The sequence below is a fragment of the Haloferax massiliensis genome (assembly GCF_001368915.1).
Classification (GTDB): domain Archaea; phylum Halobacteriota; class Halobacteria; order Halobacteriales; family Haloferacaceae; genus Haloferax; species Haloferax massiliensis.
Window position 1 is genome coordinate 693,884 of sequence record NZ_CSTE01000001.1, and the last position, 22,481, is coordinate 716,364.

General features: G+C 63.5%; 19 protein-coding genes. 9 read left to right on the forward strand and 10 right to left on the reverse strand.

Going from position 1 to position 22,481, the window contains the following annotated elements; all coding sequences use genetic code 11:
- The 10 genes from BN996_RS03335 to BN996_RS03380 form a co-directional block, all read right to left on the reverse strand.
- Positions 1-467: dolichol kinase (locus tag BN996_RS03335; RefSeq protein ID WP_089777307.1), on the reverse strand; the 467-nt coding region annotated here is incomplete at its 3' end.
- Positions 468-473: 6 nt separating this feature from the next.
- Positions 474-2,258: a glycine--tRNA ligase gene (gene glyS / locus BN996_RS03340; protein WP_089777159.1), complete on the reverse strand. Its 1,785-nt coding sequence runs from the start codon at positions 2,256-2,258 to the stop codon at positions 474-476.
- Entirely contained in the window at positions 2,251-3,105 is an 855-nt protein-coding gene (locus BN996_RS03345; RefSeq protein WP_089777160.1) for a CBS domain-containing protein, read from the reverse strand. Before BN996_RS03345 ends, glyS begins: the two co-directional genes overlap by 8 nt.
- Positions 3,106-3,232: 127 nt before the next feature.
- Positions 3,233-3,808: a DUF7529 family protein gene (locus tag BN996_RS03350; protein WP_089777161.1), complete on the reverse strand. Its 576-nt coding sequence runs from the start codon at positions 3,806-3,808 to the stop codon at positions 3,233-3,235.
- 61 nt (positions 3,809-3,869) lie between these two features.
- Positions 3,870-4,325 carry a DUF7555 family protein gene (locus BN996_RS03355; RefSeq protein ID WP_089777162.1) on the reverse strand — a complete coding sequence of 152 codons (456 nt, stop codon included), beginning with the start codon at positions 4,323-4,325 and terminating at the stop codon, positions 3,870-3,872.
- 2 nt (positions 4,326-4,327) lie between these two features.
- A complete protein-coding gene (locus tag BN996_RS03360; RefSeq protein WP_089777163.1) occupies positions 4,328-5,662 on the reverse strand; it encodes an ABC transporter ATP-binding protein in 1,335 nt (444 codons plus the stop codon).
- On the reverse strand, positions 5,659-6,738 hold the full coding sequence (locus BN996_RS03365) for an ABC transporter ATP-binding protein (RefSeq protein ID WP_007275832.1): 1,080 nt from the start codon (positions 6,736-6,738) through the stop codon (positions 5,659-5,661). The genes BN996_RS03360 and BN996_RS03365 overlap by 4 nt, the downstream gene beginning before the upstream one ends.
- Positions 6,735-8,174, reverse strand: coding sequence for an ABC transporter permease (locus BN996_RS03370; protein ID WP_007275833.1), 1,440 nt, complete (start codon positions 8,172-8,174; stop codon positions 6,735-6,737). The genes BN996_RS03365 and BN996_RS03370 overlap by 4 nt, the downstream gene beginning before the upstream one ends.
- Positions 8,175-8,180: 6 nt before the next feature.
- The gene (locus tag BN996_RS03375) at positions 8,181-9,230 is read right to left on the reverse strand and encodes an ABC transporter permease (protein WP_004968800.1); all 1,050 of its coding nucleotides are present in this window, start codon (positions 9,228-9,230) and stop codon (positions 8,181-8,183) included.
- 211 nt (positions 9,231-9,441) lie between these two features.
- Complete coding sequence (locus BN996_RS03380) at positions 9,442-11,295, reverse strand: ABC transporter substrate-binding protein (RefSeq protein WP_089777164.1); 1,854 nt, start codon at positions 11,293-11,295, stop codon at positions 9,442-9,444.
- A gap of 232 nt (positions 11,296-11,527) precedes the next feature.
- On the opposite strand from BN996_RS03380, the gene BN996_RS19965 reads away from it, so the two are divergent.
- The 9 genes from BN996_RS19965 (at position 11,528) to BN996_RS19970 (ending at position 22,333) form a co-directional block, all read left to right on the forward strand.
- On the forward strand, positions 11,528-11,695 hold the full coding sequence (locus BN996_RS19965; protein WP_167344094.1) for a DUF7556 family protein: 168 nt from the start codon (positions 11,528-11,530) through the stop codon (positions 11,693-11,695).
- Between the two features lie 74 nt (positions 11,696-11,769).
- Positions 11,770-12,189, forward strand: coding sequence for a PPC domain-containing DNA-binding protein (locus BN996_RS03385; RefSeq protein ID WP_004968803.1), 420 nt, complete (start codon positions 11,770-11,772; stop codon positions 12,187-12,189).
- A 2-nt stretch (positions 12,190-12,191) separates the two neighbouring features.
- Positions 12,192-17,282 (forward strand): DNA polymerase II large subunit, encoded by a 5,091-nt coding sequence (locus tag BN996_RS03390; protein WP_089777165.1) that lies wholly within the window; start codon positions 12,192-12,194, stop codon positions 17,280-17,282.
- Between the two features lie 1,071 nt (positions 17,283-18,353).
- Positions 18,354-20,726, forward strand: a complete 2,373-nt coding sequence (locus BN996_RS03395; protein WP_089777166.1) for a phage/plasmid primase, P4 family — start codon at positions 18,354-18,356, stop codon at positions 20,724-20,726.
- A gap of 291 nt (positions 20,727-21,017) precedes the next feature.
- On the forward strand, positions 21,018-21,269 hold the full coding sequence (locus tag BN996_RS03400) for a hypothetical protein (RefSeq protein ID WP_226908684.1): 252 nt from the start codon (positions 21,018-21,020) through the stop codon (positions 21,267-21,269).
- A complete protein-coding gene (locus tag BN996_RS03405; protein WP_004065015.1) occupies positions 21,269-21,625 on the forward strand; it encodes a hypothetical protein in 357 nt (118 codons plus the stop codon). Before BN996_RS03400 ends, BN996_RS03405 begins: the two co-directional genes overlap by 1 nt.
- Complete coding sequence (locus tag BN996_RS03410) at positions 21,622-21,816, forward strand: hypothetical protein (RefSeq protein WP_226908685.1); 195 nt, start codon at positions 21,622-21,624, stop codon at positions 21,814-21,816. Before BN996_RS03405 ends, BN996_RS03410 begins: the two co-directional genes overlap by 4 nt.
- 80 nt (positions 21,817-21,896) lie before the next feature.
- The gene (locus tag BN996_RS03415) at positions 21,897-22,169 is read left to right on the forward strand and encodes a DUF8136 domain-containing protein (RefSeq protein WP_049916581.1); all 273 of its coding nucleotides are present in this window, start codon (positions 21,897-21,899) and stop codon (positions 22,167-22,169) included.
- Positions 22,166-22,333, forward strand: a complete 168-nt coding sequence (locus BN996_RS19970) for a hypothetical protein (RefSeq protein ID WP_167344095.1) — start codon at positions 22,166-22,168, stop codon at positions 22,331-22,333. The genes BN996_RS03415 and BN996_RS19970 overlap by 4 nt, the downstream gene beginning before the upstream one ends.
- The last annotated feature ends 148 nt before the right edge of the window (positions 22,334-22,481 follow it).

Here is a 22,481-nt window from a genome sequence, read left to right on the forward strand (position 1 = left end):
GCGGCGAGGCCGCCCGCGACGACCCCGAAGACGGGAATCACGAACGGCGCGGCGAGGACGAAACAGACCGCGAACATCGCCGCGAGCGTCCGCGCCGACTTCAGTTCGCCCACCGGCGCGGAGCCCATGAGGCCGCTTATCGGGTCGCCGATGGTGAGCATGAGCATCCCCGGCACCGCGATGTGTGGGCCGAACACCAGCGCGACGGCGGTCTGGCTGTAGACGTACAGCGCGTAGCCGGCGACGTTGTCCTGTTCGTACTCGCGGGTGAGCTCGTCGTAGACGACCCATTCGAGGCCGCCGAACAGCCGGAGCAGTTCGAGGACGCTGACGACCGCCGCGAGGAAGACGAACAGATACCCGAGGGTACGCCACTCGACCAGCCCGAGGAGGTACAAAAGCGGCATCCCCGAACCGCTCGCGTGGACCAGTCGCCGCTTCACCTCGGCGGTGCTCGGTCGCCCCACGGCGGGTTACGCCTCGACGACCTCGTTCTCGTCGAGCACGTCGTCGAACGAGGCGGTGCCGGCGCGCAGGCCGACGAGCGTTCCGACGAGGTCGTCGACGGGCAGTCGGACCTGCTTGCCGCTGTCGCGCTCGCGGATGGTGACGGTGTCGCCGCCGTCGCCTTCGAGCCCGTCGCGGTCGATGGTGATGCAGAACGGCGTGCCCACCTCGTCCTGTCGGCGGTAGCGCCGACCGATGCTGCCGGAGTCGTCGTAGACGACCGCGAAGCCGGCCGCGCGGAGTTCTTCGGCCACGTCGTCCGCGAGGTCGACAAGCTCGTCGACGTTGCTCACGAGCGGGAAGACGCCGACGTTCGTCGGCGCGACCGACGGCGAAAGCGAGAGGTAGCTCCGCGCCTCACCGTCGACCTCGTCGGTCTCGTACGCGTGCGCGAGGAGCGTGTACACCGTGCGGTCGATACCGAACGAGGGCTCGACCACGTGCGGCGTGATGTGCTCGCCCGCCTCTGTCTGCGTCTCGACCGAGAAGTTGGCCACGTCGGCGTCGACGGTGATTTCCTCGCCGTCGACGTCGAGGGTCACCTCGTCGGCGTCGAAGGCGTCGGGGTCGCGCTCGGCGAGCGTCTCCAGCGCCTCGGCCACGTCGGCGGCCTGCGCGCCGAACTCGGGGCCGAGCGTCGCCATGTCGGGGTCGACGACGGCGCGCTCGACCGTCTTCGGCTCGTCGTACTGCTGGAAGACGGTGAAGTCGTCGTCGCCGTACTCGCCGTGCTTCGAGAGGTCGTAGTCGCTGCGGTACGAGAACCCCGCGATCTCTATCCAGTCGCCGTCGACCTCGCTCTCGGCGTCCCAGCAGTCCGAGGAGTAGTGGGCGCGCTCGCCCGCGAGGTGCTGGCGGAAGCGGAAGCGGTCCATGTCGACGCCGACCGTCTCGTACCACTCCTGGGCGATGCCGAGGAAGTAGCCGAGCCACGCGTTGCCGATGATACCGTCTTCGACGGCCTCGCCGATGGTCGTCTCGACGTAGTCGCCGCCGTCGGCCTCCTGTTCGGTCGCGGGGTACAGAAGCACCTCGACGTCCTCGACCGCGGAGAGGTCGGCCTCGTCGCGCTCGGGGTCGATGAAGTGCTCCAGTTCGGCCTGCGTGAACTCGCGGGTGCGGACGATGCTCTTCCGCGGCGAAATCTCGTTGCGGTAGGCGCGACCGACCTGCGTCACGCCGAACGGGAGGCTGTTTCGCGCGTACTCCTTGATGCGCGGGAACTCCACGAAGATGCCCTGCGCCGTCTCGGGCCGGAGGTAGCCCGGCGTCGACGAGCCGGGGCCGATGTTCGTCTCGAACATGAGGTTGAAGTCCTCGACCGACTGGCCGGCGAGGTCCGCGCCGCAGGTCGGACAGACGAGGCCGAGGTCGGCGATTTTCTCCGCCGCTTCCTCGGGCGACAGCGTCTCCGCGTCCTCTAGCTCGGAGTTGTCCTCGATGAGGTGGTCCGCGCGGTGGGACTCGCCGCACTCGGCGCACTCGACGAGCATGTCGTCGAAGCCGTCGAGGTGGCCCGACGCCTCGAAGACGGGTTCGGGCATGATGGTCGGCGCTTCGATTTCGAGGTTGCCCTCCTGGACGGCGAAGCGCTCGCGCCACGCCTCCTCGACGTTGGACTTCAGGGCCGCGCCCTGCGGGCCGTAGGTGTAGAACCCGCCGACGCCGCCGTAGGCCTCCGAGGAGCCGAAGAAAAAGCCCCGGCGCTTTGCGAGTTCGGTGAGCGCGGCGGACTCGTCGCCCTCACTCATACAGCGCCTCCAGCAGGTTGACGTCGCGGACGACGCCGATGAGTTCGTCGCCGGACACCAGCGGAATCTGCTCGATGTCCTCGCGAATCATCGTCTGGGCGGCGTCCTTGGCGGTGACGCGCGTCGCGACGCTCACGAGGTCGTCGGTCATGAACTTCGAGACCGGCTCGGCCGGAATCTCGACGTTCCGGGTCGGGATGTAGCGGTTGCCCACCGCCTTGATTCCCTCCCACATCCACTCGTCGTCCTGGTTGGCGACCGAATCGCCGGTGCCGGCCTCGCCTTCGACGACGCGGGCGACCTCGATGATGTCGACTTCGGTCACGATGCCGGCCAGCGAGGCCTCGTCGTCGAGGACGATGGCGTAGGGCACGTTCGCGTAGAAAATCTCCCGCTCGACGATGTGGAGCGGCACGTCGACGTACGTCGTGTTCACGTCGCGGGCGGCGACGTCGCCGACCTCGGTCTCGCCGTCGATGTCGCCGCGGGCGATGGCCCGGACCACGTCGGTGACGGTGAGGATGCCCTCGATGGCGTCGCCGTCGACGACGGGGATTCGGCGCGCGCCCTCCGAGACCATCGTCGCGGCCACCGCTTCGAGCTCGTCGTCGGCGCTCGCGGTCGGCACCTCGCGGACGAGCACCGCCAGTTGGTCCTCGTCGGGGTGCTCGATGAGGTCCTCCCGAGAGATGAGCCCCCGGTACTTCGTCCCCTCGTCGGTCTCTTTCACCACAGGAACAGAAGAGAACCCACGCTCTTGGAGGTATTCCAGAACGTCGTCGCGGGTGCCCGGCAGGGACACCGTCACGACCTCCTCGCCGCGGGTCATCGCGTCGGCTACTTTCATACACCCGCTTTCTTTCCCCCGCCTAATGTACTCTGCGAACGCTTTCGCCTCGTTGGCAGGCGTCCGCCGCCGCTCACGGGCGCGTCCACGACGCGGGCGACGACCCGCGGACGGCGCGGCCTCCGGCTCAGTTCTCGCCGGCCGCGTCGTCGCCGCTGTTCGGCGCGTACCGCCGAATCGCGTCGAGGTTGGGGAAGAACTTCTCGGGGTCGTCGTGTTCGACGACGCCCACGACGGTGCCGTCGAGTTTCTGGAGGTAGGTGTACATCCGCCCCTCCTCGACGGCGACGGTCGCGCACTCAAGCGCCTCGCGGAGGTCCCACGCGCCGGCGATGAACACCGCGGTCTCGGCGTCCGGCGAGAACAGCGCCGTCACCATGTAGACGCGGCCGTCGTTCTCCGCGCGGTACACCTCGTACTCGGGGAACGAGGTCGCCTCGAACAGGTCGGAAACCGTCTCGGCCTTGTCGCCGGGGATGACGTACGCGAGGCCGAACGCCCCCTCGTCGCCCTTCCCGCTGGAGGGACCGAACGGGCCGCTGTCGCCCGCGGCGATGCGGACCGTCGTCCACCCGTCGTCCTCGAACTCGTCGGCCATCGCGGTCATGTCGTCGAGCGTCGCGCCCCACGCCTCGCGGCGACGGTCCGCCTCGCCGGCGATGCGTTCGACCTCGGGCGTCTCGTCGTCTCCGAGTTCGGCCATACCCGTTCTGGACGACGTGTATGGTAAAAGGCATCGAAGGTCGCGGGCGGTCCGGGGCCGGTCAGTAGTTGATTTCGAAGACGACCTCCATCGCGTAGGAGGTCGCGAGGATACAGACCGACGCGAGGAGGAGTTTCACCCCGCTCGACGGCCGCTCGTCGCCCGTCGCCGGTCGCAGTCGCGGCGGCAGTATCGCGTCGAGGGCGTCCCCGACGAGCTTCTCGACGCCGACGGGCTCGTCGCTCCCCGAGAACAGGCCGCCGTCGCTGTCGCCGTTGCCGCCGTTTCCGCCGTTTCCGTCCCCGCGTTTCCACGCCGCCTTCGGGCGGACTTTGAGCGACGCGTAGCCGAACATGGCGAACCCGAGAAAGAACATGAGCCACTTCGCGCCGGGCAGTCCGTTGCCGGCGAGCGTGCTCACGACGGCGGTCACGACGAACACCACGCCGGTGAGCGAGACGGCGTAGACCACGGCGTCGATGGCCTTGACGCCGAGTCGGCGTGGGTCGAACTCCATGGCTATCGGACGAGCGTCTCGAAGACGGTCGCCGGCTCCTCGTACTCGGCGTCGTGGCGGTGACAGAGGCTCAGTCGCCCCCGGTCGCCGACCGCGAGCTGTTCGGGCCGCTCGTGGTCACAGACGCTTCCGAACTCCTCGCGGAGGTAGGTCCGCGCGGCGTCTTCGTCGTCGTTTTCGGCGTAGTCGGCGGCCTCGCGGACGTGGGTCATCACGTCCGACGGCACGTCGAGGTCGCCGAACAGTTCGGGGATGATTTCGTCCATGCCGGCGCGGTGGCTCTCGCGGCCGAGCAGTTCTCGAACGCGGTCGCCGAGCGACGGGTCGGCGCGCGAGCGCTCCCGAAGCACCTCGCGGAAGACCTCGATGCGCTCCCAGACGTCGGGGTCCATGTCCCTGTACGCCGCCGGGCGAATCTTCACCGGACAGCGCGTCGAGAACGGACAGCCCGCCGGCGGGTCCCGCGGGCTCGGCGGCGTCCCGCGAAGGGTGATGCGGTCGCGCTCGACCGTCGGGTCAGGCTCCGGAATCGACGACAACAGCGCGTGGGTGTACGGGTTCGCCGGCTCGTCGAACAGCTCGTCGGCCGGGCCGATTTCCATCATGTTGCCGAGGTACATCACGGCGACGCGGTCGCAGATGTGGCGGACGACCGCGAGGTCGTGGGCGATAAACAGGTACGTCAGCCCGAACTCGTTTTGCAGGTCTTCGAGCAGGTTGAGAATCTTCGCCTGCACGGACACGTCGAGCGCCGACACCGGCTCGTCGAGGATGATGAACTCCGGTTCGAGCGCGAGCGCGCGGGCGATGCCGATGCGCTGGCGCTGGCCGCCGGAGAACTGGTGGGGGTAGCGGTAGTAGTGCTGTTCCTGCAGGCCGACGGTTTCGAGCAGTTCGCGGACGCGCTCGCGGCGTTCGGACGGCGTCTTCCAGTCGTGGACGTCGAGCGGCTCGCGGACGATTTCGCCGACGGTCATCCGCTCGTTGAGGCTCGAATCGGGGTCCTGGAACACCATCTGCACGTCCTTGCGGAACTGCTTGAGGTCGGAGCCGGACAGCGTGGTGATGTCCGTGCCGTTGAGTTTGACCTCGCCCGCGGTGGCCTCTTCGAGGCGCATCAGCGTGCGGCCGAGCGTGGACTTCCCACAGCCGGACTCGCCGACGAGCCCGAGCGTCTCGCCGCGCTGGATGTCGAACGAGACGCCGTCGACCGCCTTCACGGGATTGCTCCCGAGGAGGCCGCCGTCCTCGTAGTAGGTCTTGAGGTCGTTGACTTCGAGAATGGTCTCTCCGCGCGCCGTCGTGGGTCGCTCTTCTTCAGTGGGTGTGGTACTCATCGCGTGTCACCTCCGCGCTGTCCGCCCTCCCGGTGGACGGCGACCGCCTCCTCCGTGGGGAGGTCTTCGGGGTACAGCAGACACGACGCGCGGTGGTCGCCCGCGCCGTCGCCGACGTCGACGGGTTCGGGGTGGACCGTGTCGCACTCGGCGAACGCCTTCGGACACCGGGGGGCGAACCGGCAGTACGTCGGGTCCTCGTTCGGCGTCGGCACGTCGCCCTCGATGGTCGCGAGGCGCTCGTTCTCGTCGAGTCCCTGTCCGGGGATGGAGTTGAGAAGCCCCTGCGTGTAGGGGTGTTTCGGCGATTCGAACAGTTCGACGACGGGGGCGCTCTCGACGATTTCGCCCGCGTACATCACGTTGACGCGGTCGGCGATTTCGGCGATGACGCCCATGTCGTGGGTGATGAACATGATGCCGAGGTCGCGCTCTTCTTGAAGCTCTTCGAGGAGCTCCAGAATCTGCGCCTGGATGGTCACGTCGAGCGCGGTCGTCGGCTCGTCGCAGATGAGCAGTTCGGGGTCGCACGCGAGCGCCATCGCGATGACGGCGCGCTGGCGCATCCCGCCGGAGAACTGGTGGGGGTACTCGCGGACGCGACGGTGGGCGTCCGGAATCCCGACCGCTTCGAGCAGTTCGATTGCCTCCTTCGTTGCCTTCGACCCGCTCAGCCCGCGGTGGAGGCGAAGCGCCTCCTTGATCTGGTTGCCGACGGTGTAAACGGGGTTCAGGCTCGTCAGCGGGTCCTGAAACACCATGGCGATACTGCCGCCGCGGATGGAGCGCATCTGCTTCGGCGACTTGTCGAGGAGGTCCTCGCCGTCGTACATGATGCGGCCGTTCTCGATGCGGCCGGGGTTCTCGACCAGTCGCATGATAGAGCGGGCCGTGACGGACTTGCCGGAGCCGGACTCGCCGACGATGCCCACGGTCTCGCCGCGGAAAATGTCGAACGAGATGCCGTCGACCGCTCGGATGACCTCCTTGTCGGTGTAGAACGACGTCCGGAGGTTCTCGACGGAGAGCAGGGGCTCGCCCCCGGTGCGGGTCGAACGCGCCTGTTCGGTGCTCATGCGCCACCTCCCGTGGCGGCGGCCTCGTCACCGGTGTCCGCCTGCGGGTCGATGGCGTCGCGGATGCCGTCGCCGAAGGCGTTCAGCCCGGTCACGACGAGCGTGATGAGGAGGCCGGGAACCAGCGAGATGTGCCACGAGGGGCTCGCGACGTACTGCTGTCCGTTGGCGATGAGCCGCCCCCACTCGGGGGTCGGCGCGGTGATGCCGAGCCCGAGATACGAGAGCCCGGCGACGCTAATGATGATTCCACCGAGACTGAGCGAGGCGTAGATGAGCATGTAGCTGAACACGTAGGGGGCCATGTGCTTGCGCATGACCTGCGTCGGCGTCTGTCCGAACGACTTCGCGGCGTCGATCCAGTCCTCCTCGGACACCTGGAGCGCCGGGCCACGTATCGACCGCCAGATGAACGGCCAGTAGACGACGCTGAAGATGAGGATGATGAGCACCGCGCCGTCGTACAACTCCCTGACCCAGGTGTTCTGGAAGATGACGAGCATCAAGATGAGGACCATGATGACCGGCAACGCCTGTACCGAGTCGGAGACTAACACCGTCGCCAAGTCCGCCAGCCCCTTGTAGTACGCCGTTATCATGGCCAAGCCGAGTCCGATGAGCCCGGCGATGCCCATGGCGACGACGGCGATGGTCAGGGATATCCTGGCCCCGAACACCACCTGTGTGAACAGGTCCTTCCCGTTCGTCGCCGTGCCGAACGGATGGAACCGCCCGTAGTCGTCGTACGTCAGCGGCGCGACGTTCTCGTCACCCGCGCCCTGCGACCCCGAGCCGAGGTTGGCCTCGCCGACGAGGACCGTCTCGGTGCTCTGGGTGTCTTCGCTCCAGTAGGTGACCTCGTAGTCGTACGGCTGGAGGATGTTCCGCTCCATCGTGGTCGGCCCGAGCGCGGGCGCGAATACCGCCATGACCACAAACGTGATGACGATAACGAGCCCGAACTTGCCCCAGGAGTGACCCCGGAAGCGGTTGACCACGTCGTCCCGCGGCGTCCAGTCGACGCGGCGGTAGTGGCGGCGGAATCGGGTGTAGCCGTTCCACGCCCACGCCAGCACTGCGAAGGCGTACGCGTAGACGAACGCGACCCGGATGAACCACGCGACTGCGGGCGAGAGCCCGAGGAAGGTGTTCTCGTAGCCCGTTCCGTTCCAGTAGCCCTGGTTCGGAATCACGTCGCGGGAGACGAGCGTCGGAACCGCGTTGAACGCCGCCTGCAACGACTGGACGGCGGACGCGCCGGGGTCACCGGGGAGGAGGTTGACGACCACGCCGGCGACGGCGCCGACGACTTGGAGGATAGCGCCCAGCTCGACGCCGATGAGGACGGCACCGACGGCGGCCCAAATCAGCGCTGGCTGGGGGTTCTCAGCGACTCGTTGTCGGAGCGGAATCTCGGTTTCGGTTGTCGTGCTCACTGTGATTCACCCGTCGTACCCGACGCGCGGGTCGATAATCGTGTACAGGAAGTCCTGCAGGATGTTCGTGCCGACCAGGATGAGGATGAAGATGAACATCAGCGTCCCGATGAGCGGCAGGTCCCCGTTGATGGCGGCGTTGAAGAACAGCCACCCGAGGCCGTTGATGGCGAAGACCGTCTCGACGAACACCGACCCGCCGAGAAGCAGGAACGCCTCGCCCGTGATGATGGGCACGAGCGGGATGAGCGCGTTCCGGAAGATGTGCTTCCAGACGAGCGAGCGCCCGGAGACACCCTTCGCGCGGGCGGTCTCGACGTAGTTCGAGTTGATGGTTTCGAGGACGGCGGTGCGGCCGATACGCATCTCGTTACCCATCGACGCCGACCCGAGGACCAGCGCCGCCGGGGCGATCTGCTTCGTCGCCCGGATGAACGACTCGGTCCACCCGCCGGGGTCGGCGAGGAACTGCTCGACCGGCGATTGGAAGAAGCCCAGCGCCGGCGGCGTGACGACGTTCGTCCTGACGATCCACGTCTGCCACGTGAACAGGCCGTTCGTCCACGTCCCGAGCTGTGAGAGGGCCGTGACGAGCATGATTGCCAGCCAGAAGTTCGGCATCGCGCGCCAGACGATTCCGCCGAAGGAGGCGACGTAGTCGGACGGCGTGTTCGGGTTCAATCCGGCGTAGAAGCCGAGCGGAATCCCGACGAACAGCGCGATGAGCACCGACCAGAAGCCGAGCCAAATCGTCCGGGGCGCGTAGATCTCGATGAGTTCGTACGCGGTCGTCCCGGGCGCGATGACCCACGACTGGCCGAGTTGGAAGGTGAACAGCTCGTACATGAAGTCGAGGTACTGACTCCAGAGCGGCTGGTTCAATCCGAGGTTCGTTCGAATCTGTTCTGCCGCCTGCGGGTTGTATTGCGTCCCCAGAATCGCCGACACGGGGTCGAGCGGCCCCAGGCGGATGAGGGCAAACGTAATCGTCGTCCCGAAGATGACGACAGGAATCGACATCAGTACCCTGCGGAGGAAGTACTGCCATCGACTCATGGCATCACCTCGCAGACCGTTCGAGCGGACATTATTGTAAGGGTTTACTGAGTGGTATGGTTATGTCTTGCGCTTCGAAGTCCCAATACTGCTGTTTCAGCAACTCTAACGCCAGATTATGCCACATAGTAGCGACTAACTATACGCTTGTCAAAAATATCCGGGAGTTCGATTCGGACGGGACGCGAGGGCGTGCCCGTGTTCCCCGGCGTTATCGGTTGAGGGTGACGTTGTTGAGCTTCTGACGGCTCGGACCCATCCCACCGAACGGCTCGATTTCGACGGTGTCGTACCAGAACGCCTCCTCTTTCTGGTTGTAGATGGGCAGCATCGCAACGTCCTCCCAGTTGGCCAGCTCGATGTTGACGTAGGCCTCGTCGCGGACCTGCTGGGCCTCGTCGGTCGGAGCCGGGTTGTTGACGACCTGCTGGTAGGCGTCGGTCGCCTGTTGGGCCGCGTCGCCGTTCTCGCTCGTCCAGTTGACGTACGAAATCGGACCCTGCTTGGACGTGTCCGTCTGCGGCGGGTTCATGAGCTGCAGGAAGTTGTCCGGGGCCGGCCAGTCGGCGATCCAGCCGAGGGTGTACGCTTCGAGCTGGCCGTTGCGGCCGCGTTCGAGGAGCGTCGAGAAGTCGGCCTTCTGAATCTGCATGTTGACGTGGGCGGACGCGAGCTGGTCGCGGAGGATGCTCGCCATCTCCTCCCACGCGTTGGAGTTGTACTGGGTCCACTGGACCTCGAACTGGTTGTCCGGGCCGTAGCCGGCCTCCTCCATGACCTGTCGGGCGGCCTCGATGTCCGTCTCGCCCGCGCTGTACGGGTAGTCGGAGCTGACGAGGTCGCTCGCGGCCTGCGCGCCGCCGGGGAAGATGGTCGGGGGCGTAAAGAGTTCCGCCGCGGAGCCGCGGCCCTTGAACACTTCCGAGACCATCTGGTCTTGGTTCAGGACGTAGGCGAACGCCTGACGGACCGCCTTCGGGACCTTGTTCATGTTGAAGCCGACGTAGTAAATCGACAGCGTCGGGACGCCGACGTAGTTGAGCGTCTTCCCGTTGCGGACCGGGCCGTACGTCCCGATTTCGCGGCCGTACTCGTCGGTCGACTCCACCTGGGCCAGTCCGGGGTCGTACTGCGCGGTGGGCAGCGTGAAGTAGTCCGCGTTCTCGTTCATCGCGTAGTTGTAGCGGGCCGTGTCGTCCTCGATGACCTGCCAGCGGACGTTGTCGACCTGCGCGGCCTGCCCGTAGTAGTCGTCGTACTTGGAGACGGCCGCGGCGGTGCCCTGTTCCCAGAAGGCGAACTCGAACGGACCCGCGCCGATGGGGTTGTTCGACGCGAACTCGGTGTACTCCATCTGGCCGTCGTGGCCCTCGATGTCGCCGAGGACGCCCTCGGGGAGGGCGGCGAAGGAGGTGTAGGCGAACATCTCAAGGGTGTCGTGGAACGGCTCCGAGAGGTTGACGACGAGTTCGGTCTCCGTCTCGCCGACTTCGAGGCCGAGCGAACCGGGTTTGTACACCTCGGTCTCCTCGCCGTCCTGCGTGACGGTCTCCGTCTCGTGTTCGACGCCGACGGAGTCGAGGATGAAGTAGGCGCGGCGGCTGTTCTCGGAGGCCGCGAGGCGCTCCCACGAGTAGATGAAGTCGGAGGCGGTGACCTGCTCGCCGTTGTGGTAGGTGGCGTCGGCGAGCTCGAACGTGTAGGTCGTGAAGTCGTCGGAGACCGTGTAGTCCGCGGCGAGTTCGTTTTCGACCGTCGGGAGGGCGTTCTGGTAGGACATCAAGCAGTCGAAGACCTGCTGGATGAGGATGCCCGACGACGTGTCAGTCGCGGCGACGGGGTCCATCGTCGTGATGGTCCCCGAGAGGATGCGGTTGAACACCGAACCGGACAGCTCCGTGCCCGTGTCCTCTTGGGTCGTCGCGGTGGTGGTTCCCTCGCCACCGGATTCGGTCGTCGTCTCTTCACCGTCACCGCCGGTACAACCGGCGAGGGCGGCGGCCGTGGCGGCTCCACCCGTTGCCTTCAGAAAGCGGCGACGCGAGAGTTTGTTAGTGTCTGGCATTCAGACCAAAATTTTCGGGGCGCGTGGATAAACTTACCGTATTCGATTTGTTTGATATAGTGTAGCGTGGAAGGGATGTAGTTCCATACCCAAGCGGCGAAAACTGCCACGAGAATCCCTATAGAACTCGTTTGAGGTTTCACCCTCAGTTTTGGGGCTGAGCCGGCCGTCCCGGTCCGTCTCGCCCCGTCGTTTCGGTCCACTTATATAGGGGTGTCACTATGTATCATACATGACGCCGGATGCGACGGCTTCCGTCGACGACTTGGACGCCGAGGTCATGGCCTCGGTGGATCGCTCTCAGACGGGCCAGCGTCTTATTATCGCGGATATCTCCCGCGACGACGCGTGGCTCGCTTCTGACGTAGCCGACGCGCTCGCGCTCGACGAGTGGCGATAACCGCTCCGGCCCCGCTCGCCTCCCCGGCGAGCAGACCATTCACATTTTAGTCCGACTCGCTCGTGGTACGCTACATGAACGCTCGAGCGGTGACGGTGAGCGAGGAGTACCTCGCCCGCCTCGAACACGGTGCGGACTGGCGCGAGGAGATCGAGGAGTTCTGCGCGCGCAAGGGCATCGAGTCCGCGTGGTTCAACGCCATGGGCGCCGTCCAGGACGCCGAACTCTGGTTCTACGACCAGACGGACCAGGAGTACCAGTCCGTGACGTTCGACGAGCCGCTCGAAGTCGCCGCCTGCGTGGGTAACGTCGCGCTCCTCGACGGCGAGCCCTTCGCACACACGCACGCGATTCTCTCCCGACGCAGCGGACAGGCGCTCGCGGGTCACCTCGACTCGGCGACCGTCTTCGCGGGCGAACTGAACCTCCGCGCCTTCGAGGAACCGCTCGAACGCGACCACGACGCGGTGACCGACCTCGACCTCTGGCTGTAACCGTGCGCGAGGAGGACTCCCGGTACTTCCGTCGCATCGAAGCCCGCCTCGACGAGGCGTTCGACCTCGCGGAGGCCGCGAAGGCGACGGGGTACGACCCGAAGACCGAAGTCGAGATTCCGGTCGCCAAGGACATGGCCGACCGCGTCGAGAACATCCTCGGCATCGACGGCGTCGCAGAGCGCGTCCGCGAACTCGAAGGCGAGATGTCCCGCGAGGAGGCCGCGCTCGAACTCGTGACCGACTTCGTCGACGGCAACGTCGGCGACTACGACTCCCGCGAGGGCAAAGTCGAGGGCGCGGTCCGCACCGCCGTCGCCCTCCTCACCGAGGGGGTCGTCGCCGCGCCCATCGAGGGCATCGACCGCGTCGAAATCCTCGAAAACGACGACGGCACGGAGTTCGTCAACGTCTACTACGCCGGTCCGATTCGCTCGGCGGGCGGCACCGCGCAGGCGCTGTCCGTGCTCGTCGCCGACTACGCCCGCTCGCTTCTCGACATCGACGAGTACAAGGCCCGAACCGACGAGGTCGAGCGCTACGTCGAGGAGATAAACCTCTACGACAAGGAGACCGGCCTCCAGTACTCGCCGAAGGACAAGGAGTCGCGCTTCATCGCCGAGAACATGCCCATCATGCTCGACGGCGAGGCCACGGGCGACGAGGAGGTCTCGGGCTACCGCGACCTCGAACGCGTCGACACCAACTCCGCCCGCGGCGGCATGTGTCTCGTCATGGCCGAGGGCATCGCCCTCAAGGCCCCGAAGATTCAGCGCTACACCCGCCAACTCGACGAGGTCGACTGGCCGTGGCTCCAAGACCTCATCGACGGCACCATCGGCAAGGACGACGGGAAGGCCGCGAAAGCCGACGACGCGGGAGAGGGCGAAGCCGAGGGCGACGAGGCGGACGCCGACCCGGACGCCGACGACGCCGAGAGCGAGGCCCCCGACGGGCCGACTCGCGTCGAACCCGCGACCAAGTTCCTCCGCGACCTCATCGCGGGCCGCCCGGTGTTCGGCCACCCCTCCGCGCCCGGCGGCTTCCGCCTGCGGTACGGCCGCGCCCGCAACCACGGCTTCGCGACCGCGGGCGTCCACCCCGCGACGATGCACATCGTCGACGACTTCATCGCCACCGGCACGCAGATCAAGACCGAGCGCCCCGGCAAGGCCGGCGGCGTCGTCCCCGTCGACTCCATCGAGGGGCCGACGGTCAGACTCGCCAACGGCGACGTGCGCCGCATCGACGACCCCGAGGAGGCCGAGGAGCTACAGAACGGCGTCGAGAAGATTCTCGATCTCGGCGAGTACCTCGTCAACTTCGGCGAGTTCGTCGAGAACAACCACCCGCTCGCGCCGGCCTCCTACGTCTACGAGTGGTGGATTCAGGACTTCGAGGCGACCGAGGCCAACGTGCAGGCGCTCCGCGACGACCCCGCCGTCGACCTCGAAGCGCCGTCGGTCGAGCGGGCCCTCTCGTGGGCGACGGAGTTCGATGCCCCGCTCCATCCCACCTACACCTACCTCTGGCACGACATCTCGGTTGACCGGTTCGACGCGCTCGCCGACGCCGTCGCGGCCGGCGAGGTCGTCGCCGCCGAAGCCGACGGGGGCACGGCCGCCGCGCTCGAACACGAAAACGAACCCGAGCGCGGACTGGAGGGCACGCTCGTCCTCGACAACACGCCCGAGATTCGGGAGGCGCTCGAACACCTGCTCGTCGCCCACCGACAGACCGACGAGACGCTTCGCGTCCCCGTCTGGCGACCGCTCGCCCGGAGCCTCGGCCTCACCGACGACCGCGAGCGGACGTGGGAACTCGCCGACCTCTCCGAGCGCGCCCGCACGTGGGACGGCGGCGACAACGCCGTCGAGGCCGTCAACGAGGTCGCGCCCTTCGCCGTCCGCGAGCGCGCGCCGACCCGCATCGGCAACCGCATGGGCCGCCCGGAGAAGTCCGAGCGCCGCGACCTCTCTCCTGCGGTCCACACGCTGTTTCCCATCGGCGAGGCCGGCGGGAGCCAACGCGACGTAGGCGACGCCGCCAGACACCGCGGCGAGTCCGGCAAGCGCGGCCAGATTTCGGTCCGCCTCGGCCGGCGCAAGTGCCCCGACTGCGGCGCGTTCGGCTTCAAGTCGAAGTGCCCCGACTGCGGCGGCCACACCGAACCCCACTACGAGTGCGACGACTGCGGGACCGTCCTCGAACCCGACGAGTCCGGCCGCGTCTACTGCGAGCGCTGCGACTGGGACGTCGAGAGCGCCGAGTGGCAGGACATCGACCTCAACACCGAGTACCGAAACGCTCTCGAACGCGTCGGCGAGCGCGAGTCGTCGTTCCAGATTCTCAAGGGCGTGAAGGGGCTCACCTCCGCGAACAAGACGCCCGAACCCATCGAGAAGGGCGTCCTGCGCGCGAAACACGACGTGTCGTCGTTCAAAGACGGCACCGTCCGCTACGACATGACCGACCTGCCGGTCACCGCGGTCCGCCCCGAGGAACTCGACGTGACGGCCGACCACTTCCGCGAACTCGGCTACGAGACCGACATCGACGGCGAACCCCTCCGGTTCGACGACCAACTGGTCGAACTCAAAGTCCAGGACATCGTCCTCTCGAACGGCGCGGCGCAGCACATGATGCAGACCGCCGACTTCGTCGACGACCTCCTCGAACAGTTCTACGGCCTCGACCGGTTCTACGAAATCGAAGAGCGCGACGACCTCATCGGCGAACTCGTCTTCGGGATGGCCCCTCACACCTCCGCCGCGGTCGTCGGCAGAGTTATCGGATTCACGACAGCAGCGGTTGGATACGCGCATCCGTACTTTCACGCCGCGAAACGCCGGAACTGCTTCCACCCGGAGACGAAGGTCTGGTACCGAGACGAGACCGACCGGTGGCGATACGACGAGATTCGAACGCTCGTCGAGGAACGGCTCGATGACCCGGAGACCGACGATTTCGGGACGCTCGTTCAGGAACTGGACGGGGACGTGTACGTTCCGTCTCTGACCAGAGATGGTCGAGAGACGATTAAACCGGTCGGAGCCGTCTCCAAGCACGTCGCACAGGACCACCTCGTCCGCATCGAGACCCGCGGCGGGAGAGAACTAACGGTCACCCCGGACCATACGGTGATTCGAGCCGACGACGGCGGATTCACGCGCATTCCCGCGCACGAACTCGCCGAAGGCGACGCGCTTCCGTCGCCCAAGCGCGTCGACATCGACGCGGACCCGGCCCAGTTCGACTTGCTCGCGGAGTTCCTGCACGGCGAGTCGATACCGGCCGAAGACCTGATGATTCGGGGGCTCGGCCCGGACCGAATCCGGTCGCTCTTCGACGAGCATACCGAAGCGAGCGGCTACCTGAAACCGGTCGCCGAGCGACTCGGACGGAGCGATTCGACGGTTTACAACTGGGTCTCTCGCGACAGCGTTCCGGCCTCGGTATTCGTGGAGATCCTCGGAAACGTCGAAACGGTCGTCGACGTGCTTCCGCGTGAGCTTTCTCTCGGTGTCCGTCGCGACACCGCGACCGTTTCGAGAGTGCTCGATATCGACGAATCATTCGGAACTGTACTGGGGTACTACGCCGCAGAAGGATTCACGAGGGCATCGCCCGGAAACTTCTACCAGACGACAATCTGTATCCCGGACGAACCCGCCCGCGAACGCATCCTCGATACCGTTAGCGAAGCACTCGGCGTCGACGCGTTCGAGGAAAACGAGTGGAAGGTCACGGTTTCGAGTCGACTCGTCCAGTCGCTGTTTGCGGACGTTATCGGATGCGGGTCGCGTGCCGAGGACAAACGCGTCCCGGACTCGGTACTCACCGGCCCCGAGCCGGTTCTTCGGTCCTTCCTGTCGGCGTACTTCTCCGGCGACGGAAGCGCGTCTTCGGACCGCGTGGAGATTCGCGCGCACACCGTGAGCGATGACCTCAAACGCGACCTCGTTGCCGCGCTCAAACGCTTCGGCATCGCCTCGAAGACCTACTCCGAGCGCCGAACGCCACAGACGGGTGCGGTGGCGGAGTTCTACGACGAAGACGAGGTCCCGACGTTTGACTCGTGGGTCCTCAAACTCACGTCGGAGAACGCGGTTCGATTCGCCGAGGAAGTCGGTTTCCACCTCCCCCGAAAGAGCGAGGCGCTGGCGAGCGCGCTCGACGACACGGACGTCCGAGGCCAGCGCCTCTTCTCGGACGGCGGGGATACGTGGCTCGACGAAGTCGTCTCGGTCGAATACCTCGAAAGTGACGTCGACCACACCTACTCGTTGACCGTCGAAGACACCAACTCTCTCGTCGCCAACGACCTCCACGTCGCGCAGTGCGACGGTGACGAAGACTGCGTCATGCTCCTCATGGACGGTCTTCTCAACTTCTCGAAAGAATATCTCCCCGACAAGCGCGGCGGGCAGATGGACGCGCCGCTCGTCATGTCCTCGCGCATCGACCCCTCGGAAATCGACGACGAGGCGCACAACATGGACATCGTGCGGCAGTACCCCCGCGAGTTCTACGAGGCGACGCTGCGGATGGAAGACCCCGACGACTGGGAGGACGAGGTCACCATCGCCGAGGAGTACCTCGGAACCGACCGCGAGTACACGGGGTTCGACCACACCCACGACACGACGGATATCGCCGCCGGCCCGGACCTCTCTGCGTACAAGACCCTCGGGTCGATGATGGACAAGATGGACGCCCAGCTGTTCCTCGCGCGGAAACTCCGCGCAGTGGACGAAACTGACGTGGCCGAGCGCGTCATCGAGTACCACTTCCTCCCCGACCTCATCGGGAACCTCCGCGCCTTCTCGCGGCAGGAGACGCGGTGTCTCGACTGCGGCGAGAAGTACCGGCGGATGCCGCTTTCGGGCGATTGCCGGGAGTGCGGCGGCCGGGTGAACCTCACGGTCCACCAGGGCTCCGTGAACAAGTACATGGACACCGCGATTCAGGTGGCGGAGGAGTTCGACTGCCGCGACTACACGAAACAGCGGCTCGAAGTGCTCGAAAAGAGCCTCGAATCGGTCTTCGAGAACGACAAAAATAGGCCATCGAGTCTTGCGGAATTCATGTAATCTACGCCGCCCGGGAATTGTTAATATCTGGTGAAAAAGATTTAATATCCCTGTCTGCTAATGGAGTAATGAATCAAGGACCTAGTGGGGGCACGCTTTGAACGTGTCCCCCGTGCAAATAGGTATGTCTGTGTATTTGTGCCGCTGTTAAAAGCGGCGGTGCGACAGACAGCCTAAGCGTTGTTCACTGGAGCGTAGTTGATGACTACGCTGCAACTGAACAGCCATGCATAGGTTGGCAACGCTGGGGTAGTGCGCTCCGCCCGTGCTACTACCGCTTGACAGTCTCAACGTTATTGCATCACGTTCGTTCAAGAACGTGGTGTACTGACAACGGTTGTTCATTCATCGTATCGTGCGCCACTGGTTGCACGGCACTTCATAGCTGCTTCTGTGGCGAGATTTCTTCATCCCGACCACCTGACACCCGGTCGGTTATCCGAATCCGCAGAGACGGAGGTGTCGAAACTAACTAATCAACCATGTCTGCCAAAGAAACAACCACAATCACCGTGAGTACCGACTTTAGGGACGCTATTTATAATCAAAAGTGTCCGGGTGAATCGTACGAGGATGTGCTACGTGCGCACCTCCCCGCCGACCTGATCGAAACCGAACAGTAAGCCGTGTGCGTTTTGCTAAGCCAATAACCGAACACAAAGTGGATAGTATAGCAATCGCCGTCCGGGTGTGGATGTGTAGGAGCAACCACCCGTTTGACGGCGTCACACAACTACGCGGGAGTGACCCCGCGCATCTAGCGAATTAACTGCTTTAGAAATGAGTTCTTCGACAACTACGACGAGAGGCATCGACGCGATAGACCAACACCGTGACGACCTCGCGGACCTTGCTAACTCCGACCTCCCCTGTGCCTACCTTGCTGAGGCGTTGCTGGAGGTGAGTGAGTCGTGAAGGGGTACAGGAATGGGGATTCCGTCGAATACACGTACGAGAGCGACCCACAAAGTCGTTACGGTCCTCGGTTTTGTGACGGGTGTTTCACTCCAGCGTTCACTCACGTCGACGGCGTCGCCTTGTGTCGAACCCACGCAAACCGGGTGATTCGTGATGAGTGACCGGGACGTCCTCGCGGAGCGATTACAGGACGCGGGCTTACTCGAAAAGCGTCTAATCCCTGTTAAGGACGGCGAGAAGCGGTCGCCCGTCTACCACAATGACGCTTCAAACCGCGAAAGTGGGTTTGGATCCTTAACTGGAAACTACGGTGTGTATGCCGGAGCAACGCCCGACGGCGGGCGCTGGTTAATCGACGTGGATATTGACGACTACTCTGACTCGGCGGATTCTGAGGCCCTTCAAGCCGTCAATGAGTTGCCTGAGACGTTCACCGTTGCAAGTCCACACACCGACGGTGTGACGGGCGGGCACAGGTACTACTACATTGACTCGAAGGACGTTCACAAGTCCATCGAGACTGTTGCCAACGCGAAGAATCCCGGCATGAGTTGGGGAGAGATTCGCGTTCACAACCAGTACGTGGTCGGTCCCGGTTCCCAACTCGATGGGTGTGGGAAAGACTGGTGCGATGAGTGTTCCACGCCCGACGGCGGTCGATACGAAATTGCAACTGACGCGCCGATTGCTGAGATTACGCTTCCCGAGTTGTTCGACGTACTACGGGCGGACCAAACGCCGGAGGATGCGTCACAAGGCGCTGGTGGTGTGGATACGACGCGAGACACACCTAATGCTGACGGCGACACCTCACGGGCGCGCGCTGTCACTAAACACTACGACAACATCAGCGATTATCTGTTGTATGGTGCGTCTGACCGGAGCGAACAGGACTTCCACGTGTGTTGTCGTATGATTGAACACGGGGTTCCTAAGTCGGAAGTCTATCAACTTCTTGCGGACAATTCAAACAGCAAGGTCGACTCTCCAGACGCCTCACGAAACTACTGGCAACGGACGTGGGACCGTGCGCGCAAGTCTGTTGGGTCCGATGCGAATACCGAAACGCTCCCCGGTGAAACACGTTCTGACGGCGGTGTTGCAACGACGGCGTCACCAATGAATGGTCCACAGAACGCCGTGAGTGGCGGCGAGTGGTCGCACGTGTACCAGCAATACGTCAGTGCATCTGACGCAGATGAACGCAAACCTGCCCGATTCGCGGCCACAGAACTACTGTCTGAGGACCACCATTGGGCTAACCTCGAAGAAAATGACGTCCTGTACGGCTACGATTCCGACCGGGGAATCTACCAGCCTACGGGCGAGAAACAAGTTCGGGAGTTGTTGGTTGCTAACCTTCGGGAAGAATATAATAGAACAGAGAAGTCTGAGATCCTAGACCAACTACGCGGCCGACACACCGTGAGTCAGGACGAAATGGGTGGCCCGGCGGACCACATCCCCGTACGGAACGGTGTTGTGAGGGTGCAACCCCAAGGGTTGGGACTACAAGAACACAATCCAGAGCATCTATTTCTTGGGTCGGTCGAAGCCGAATACGACCCCGGTGCCGAGTGTCCGCAATTCCGTGACTTCTTACGTGACGTCGTTCCGCGTGGGAGTGATAGAAAGAAGCTCCAAGAATACGCGGGCTACACGTTGCACCATTGGGGCTTGCCGTACCACAAAGCCCTGTTTCTAGTCGGACCAACCGCAAGCGGGAAGTCCACCTTCCTCGATACGATCCGGGCGGTCTTAGGGTCGAATACTGTGGTGAGTCTCACACCACAGGAATTGACTGGAGAACGGTTCGCCGGCGCGGAGTTGTTCCAGAGTTGGGCTAACTTCCGAAACGACATTCCTAGTTCGCTAATCACCGACACAGGCGCGTTCAAGGAGATAACCGTTGGTGACAGTATCAAGGCCGAACAGAAATTCAAGGACCCATTCCGGTTTGAACCGACGGCGAAACATCTGTTCTCTGCCAACCAACTCCCCGACGCCGAAACAGATGATGAGGCGTTTTACCGCCGTATCCTGTTGGTTCCGTTCCCGTCGACCGTCCCGAAGGCCGAACGTGACCCACACCTCGACGAGAAACTCCAGTCGGAACTCTCTGGTGTGCTTAACTGGATGCTTGAAGGCCTCCAGCGATTGATGCGACAAGGAACGTTCACCGGCGACAGAACGCCCGGAGAGACACAGAGAACGTGGGAGAAGTGGGGCAACACAGTCGATCGGTTCCGTGAATTGTGTCTGGAGGAATCCAGCGGTGATTCCCTCCCCAAGAGTACGGCGCACAAGGCATACCATCGGTTCTGTGAAGCTGAAAGCCTCCCGGCTGAGACTCAGCACAAAATGACGCGCCGACTCAAGAATGAAGGCATAGCCGACGGCAGAGCCACAGTCAATGGCAAACAACAGCGCGTCTTTGTCGGGGTCCAACTCACGAGCAAAGGTGAGAGTTACTTGAACGACACAGGCGACGACTCACGGAACAGCGGACTTAGACACTTTGACTAACCCGAAACAAAAGTGTCTTTGGGGTCTTAACCCATTCAAACCCTTCTAAACCACAGTATCGGGTGGTCCGTTAGACACTTTTGTCTCATTAATCGCGTACGCGGGTGTGCGTGTGCAATGGTTCAAAGTAAAGTGTCTAATCAAACCGGAGGACGTGGGTGTGAAGGGCTGAGACGGCTACAAACCGCAAAGACACTTTGTTTTAGCGGATTGTGCAATGACCCTTCGTGGCGAGCACTTGGTATCGTGTGAGAACGAACCGGCGGAATCCGGGTAGCTAATTGTACTAAGATGAATCCGAATTCGAAAGCGAACGCAGTAGCAAAGGCAACGAAAGATGCGACGGCGGCAGACGTGAAGGCGAGAGTGTGGAAATCAATCGCCAAAAATGCGGTTGGCGGGGTCGACGCCGAACGCATTTTCGAGGAAGCACTTACTGACCTTGTCGAGGACGTCGACCAGCGACAGAAACAGGCCGACGTGCAGGCAAACACGAAGGAAACGCTTCGGGCGGCTGACTTCGGAACGGGGGAGATGTTCTAATGCGTGTAGGGACTGGTGACAAGCGGGCTGTGGACTCACTTCCTGATGAGACGGAGACGGCTGTGTGGGCTGGTGACAGCGGCCTCCGATGTACGAATCCGACGGATTACGAGGATTTCTTCGGGGACGACGTCGATCTCTCGCCGGTCACGAAACCGGACGGCCGTGAGGGGCCACCGACTGTCGTGTTTGAACCGGGCGATGAGCTTCCGTTGGAGATGGCACAGGGACTTTACTCGTCGTTCTCGGACCGTGTGATTGCGTTCGACGGCGATGGAAACCGGCTTGATAGGCCGGACAAATCTGAGAACGAAACAGCGGTAGCACAGTGGACAAGCGGCTTAGCAGTCCGATGATGCCGAACGTTCCGTTCACCGGCCGGGAGTTGCTTACGGTCGGTATGCTCGGATTGTTCTTGTGGGCATCGCTGATGTACGTTTCAGCGGCGATTGAAGTCTCTGCCTCGCCGGTTGTGACGCTTATCCTCACGATGCATATCGTGACGAGTGTTCTGGTGTGGGGAGATGAGGCCGCAGATACGGCGTGACTATCCGCACCATTGCCCTTCGAAAAGCGCACAGAACAGCCACAGAACGGCTGAATTGAGTTTTCCCCACGGGGGGTACGATGAGTCAAAGCAAACCAGAAAACGAACCAGCGGTTCCAGCAATCCCTGAGAACGCGAATCGTGGCGAAGTCCTCGATTTGCTGGAGGACGCGATTAACGAAACCCACCGGAAAATCGAATCCGGACGTGTGTACGACCCTGAGAACGAGAAAGTTCGGCAGGGGTGGATGCGTGTCTTAGGGTATCTTGCTGGTCAGTATCGACAATTGCTGAAAGACAAAGACCTCGATGAGTTGGCGGAACGCATCGAGGCGTTAGAAGAAGACCAATGAAGAAACACGATATTGAGAATCGAGTTGAAGACCTAGAAGAGTCCGAGGAATCAGAGAAAAGCATTGCAGAGCTGTGGGCGGAAGTCTTGGCTGAGGCGGACGGACGTGAACCCGTGGAGTCAACTGAAACCACGACGGACATGAGTGAAATTCTAGACGAGTAACACCGCGTTCCAATGACCCCACGCCGGGCGAGGATTGTGTTGCTCATGGTATCGTTTCTGCCGCGAAGTTACTGATGTCGTTGTCCGAGAGTGACAATGAGGGTTAGCACTTTTTCATAATCGCAAGATGGCGATACGGTGTAGCTAC

Coding starts and splice junctions, on each gene's coding strand:
- glyS (WP_089777159.1), bottom strand. CDS start 2,258: ATGAGTGAGGGCGACGAGTCCGCCGCGCTCACCGAACTCGCAAAGCGC.
- BN996_RS03345 (WP_089777160.1), bottom strand. CDS start 3,105: ATGAAAGTAGCCGACGCGATGACCCGCGGCGAGGAGGTCGTGACGGTG.
- BN996_RS03350 (WP_089777161.1), bottom strand. CDS start 3,808: ATGGCCGAACTCGGAGACGACGAGACGCCCGAGGTCGAACGCATCGCC.
- BN996_RS03355 (WP_089777162.1), bottom strand. CDS start 4,325: ATGGAGTTCGACCCACGCCGACTCGGCGTCAAGGCCATCGACGCCGTG.
- BN996_RS03360 (WP_089777163.1), bottom strand. CDS start 5,662: ATGAGTACCACACCCACTGAAGAAGAGCGACCCACGACGGCGCGCGGA.
- BN996_RS03365 (WP_007275832.1), bottom strand. CDS start 6,738: ATGAGCACCGAACAGGCGCGTTCGACCCGCACCGGGGGCGAGCCCCTG.
- BN996_RS03375 (WP_004968800.1), bottom strand. CDS start 9,230: ATGAGTCGATGGCAGTACTTCCTCCGCAGGGTACTGATGTCGATTCCT.
- BN996_RS03380 (WP_089777164.1), bottom strand. CDS start 11,295: ATGCCAGACACTAACAAACTCTCGCGTCGCCGCTTTCTGAAGGCAACG.
- BN996_RS19965 (WP_167344094.1), top strand. CDS start 11,528: ATGACGCCGGATGCGACGGCTTCCGTCGACGACTTGGACGCCGAGGTC.
- BN996_RS03385 (WP_004968803.1), top strand. CDS start 11,770: ATGAACGCTCGAGCGGTGACGGTGAGCGAGGAGTACCTCGCCCGCCTC.
- BN996_RS03395 (WP_089777166.1), top strand. CDS start 18,354: ATGAGTGACCGGGACGTCCTCGCGGAGCGATTACAGGACGCGGGCTTA.
- BN996_RS03400 (WP_226908684.1), top strand. CDS start 21,018: ATGAATCCGAATTCGAAAGCGAACGCAGTAGCAAAGGCAACGAAAGAT.
- BN996_RS03405 (WP_004065015.1), top strand. CDS start 21,269: ATGCGTGTAGGGACTGGTGACAAGCGGGCTGTGGACTCACTTCCTGAT.
- BN996_RS03410 (WP_226908685.1), top strand. CDS start 21,622: ATGATGCCGAACGTTCCGTTCACCGGCCGGGAGTTGCTTACGGTCGGT.
- BN996_RS03415 (WP_049916581.1), top strand. CDS start 21,897: ATGAGTCAAAGCAAACCAGAAAACGAACCAGCGGTTCCAGCAATCCCT.
- BN996_RS19970 (WP_167344095.1), top strand. CDS start 22,166: ATGAAGAAACACGATATTGAGAATCGAGTTGAAGACCTAGAAGAGTCC.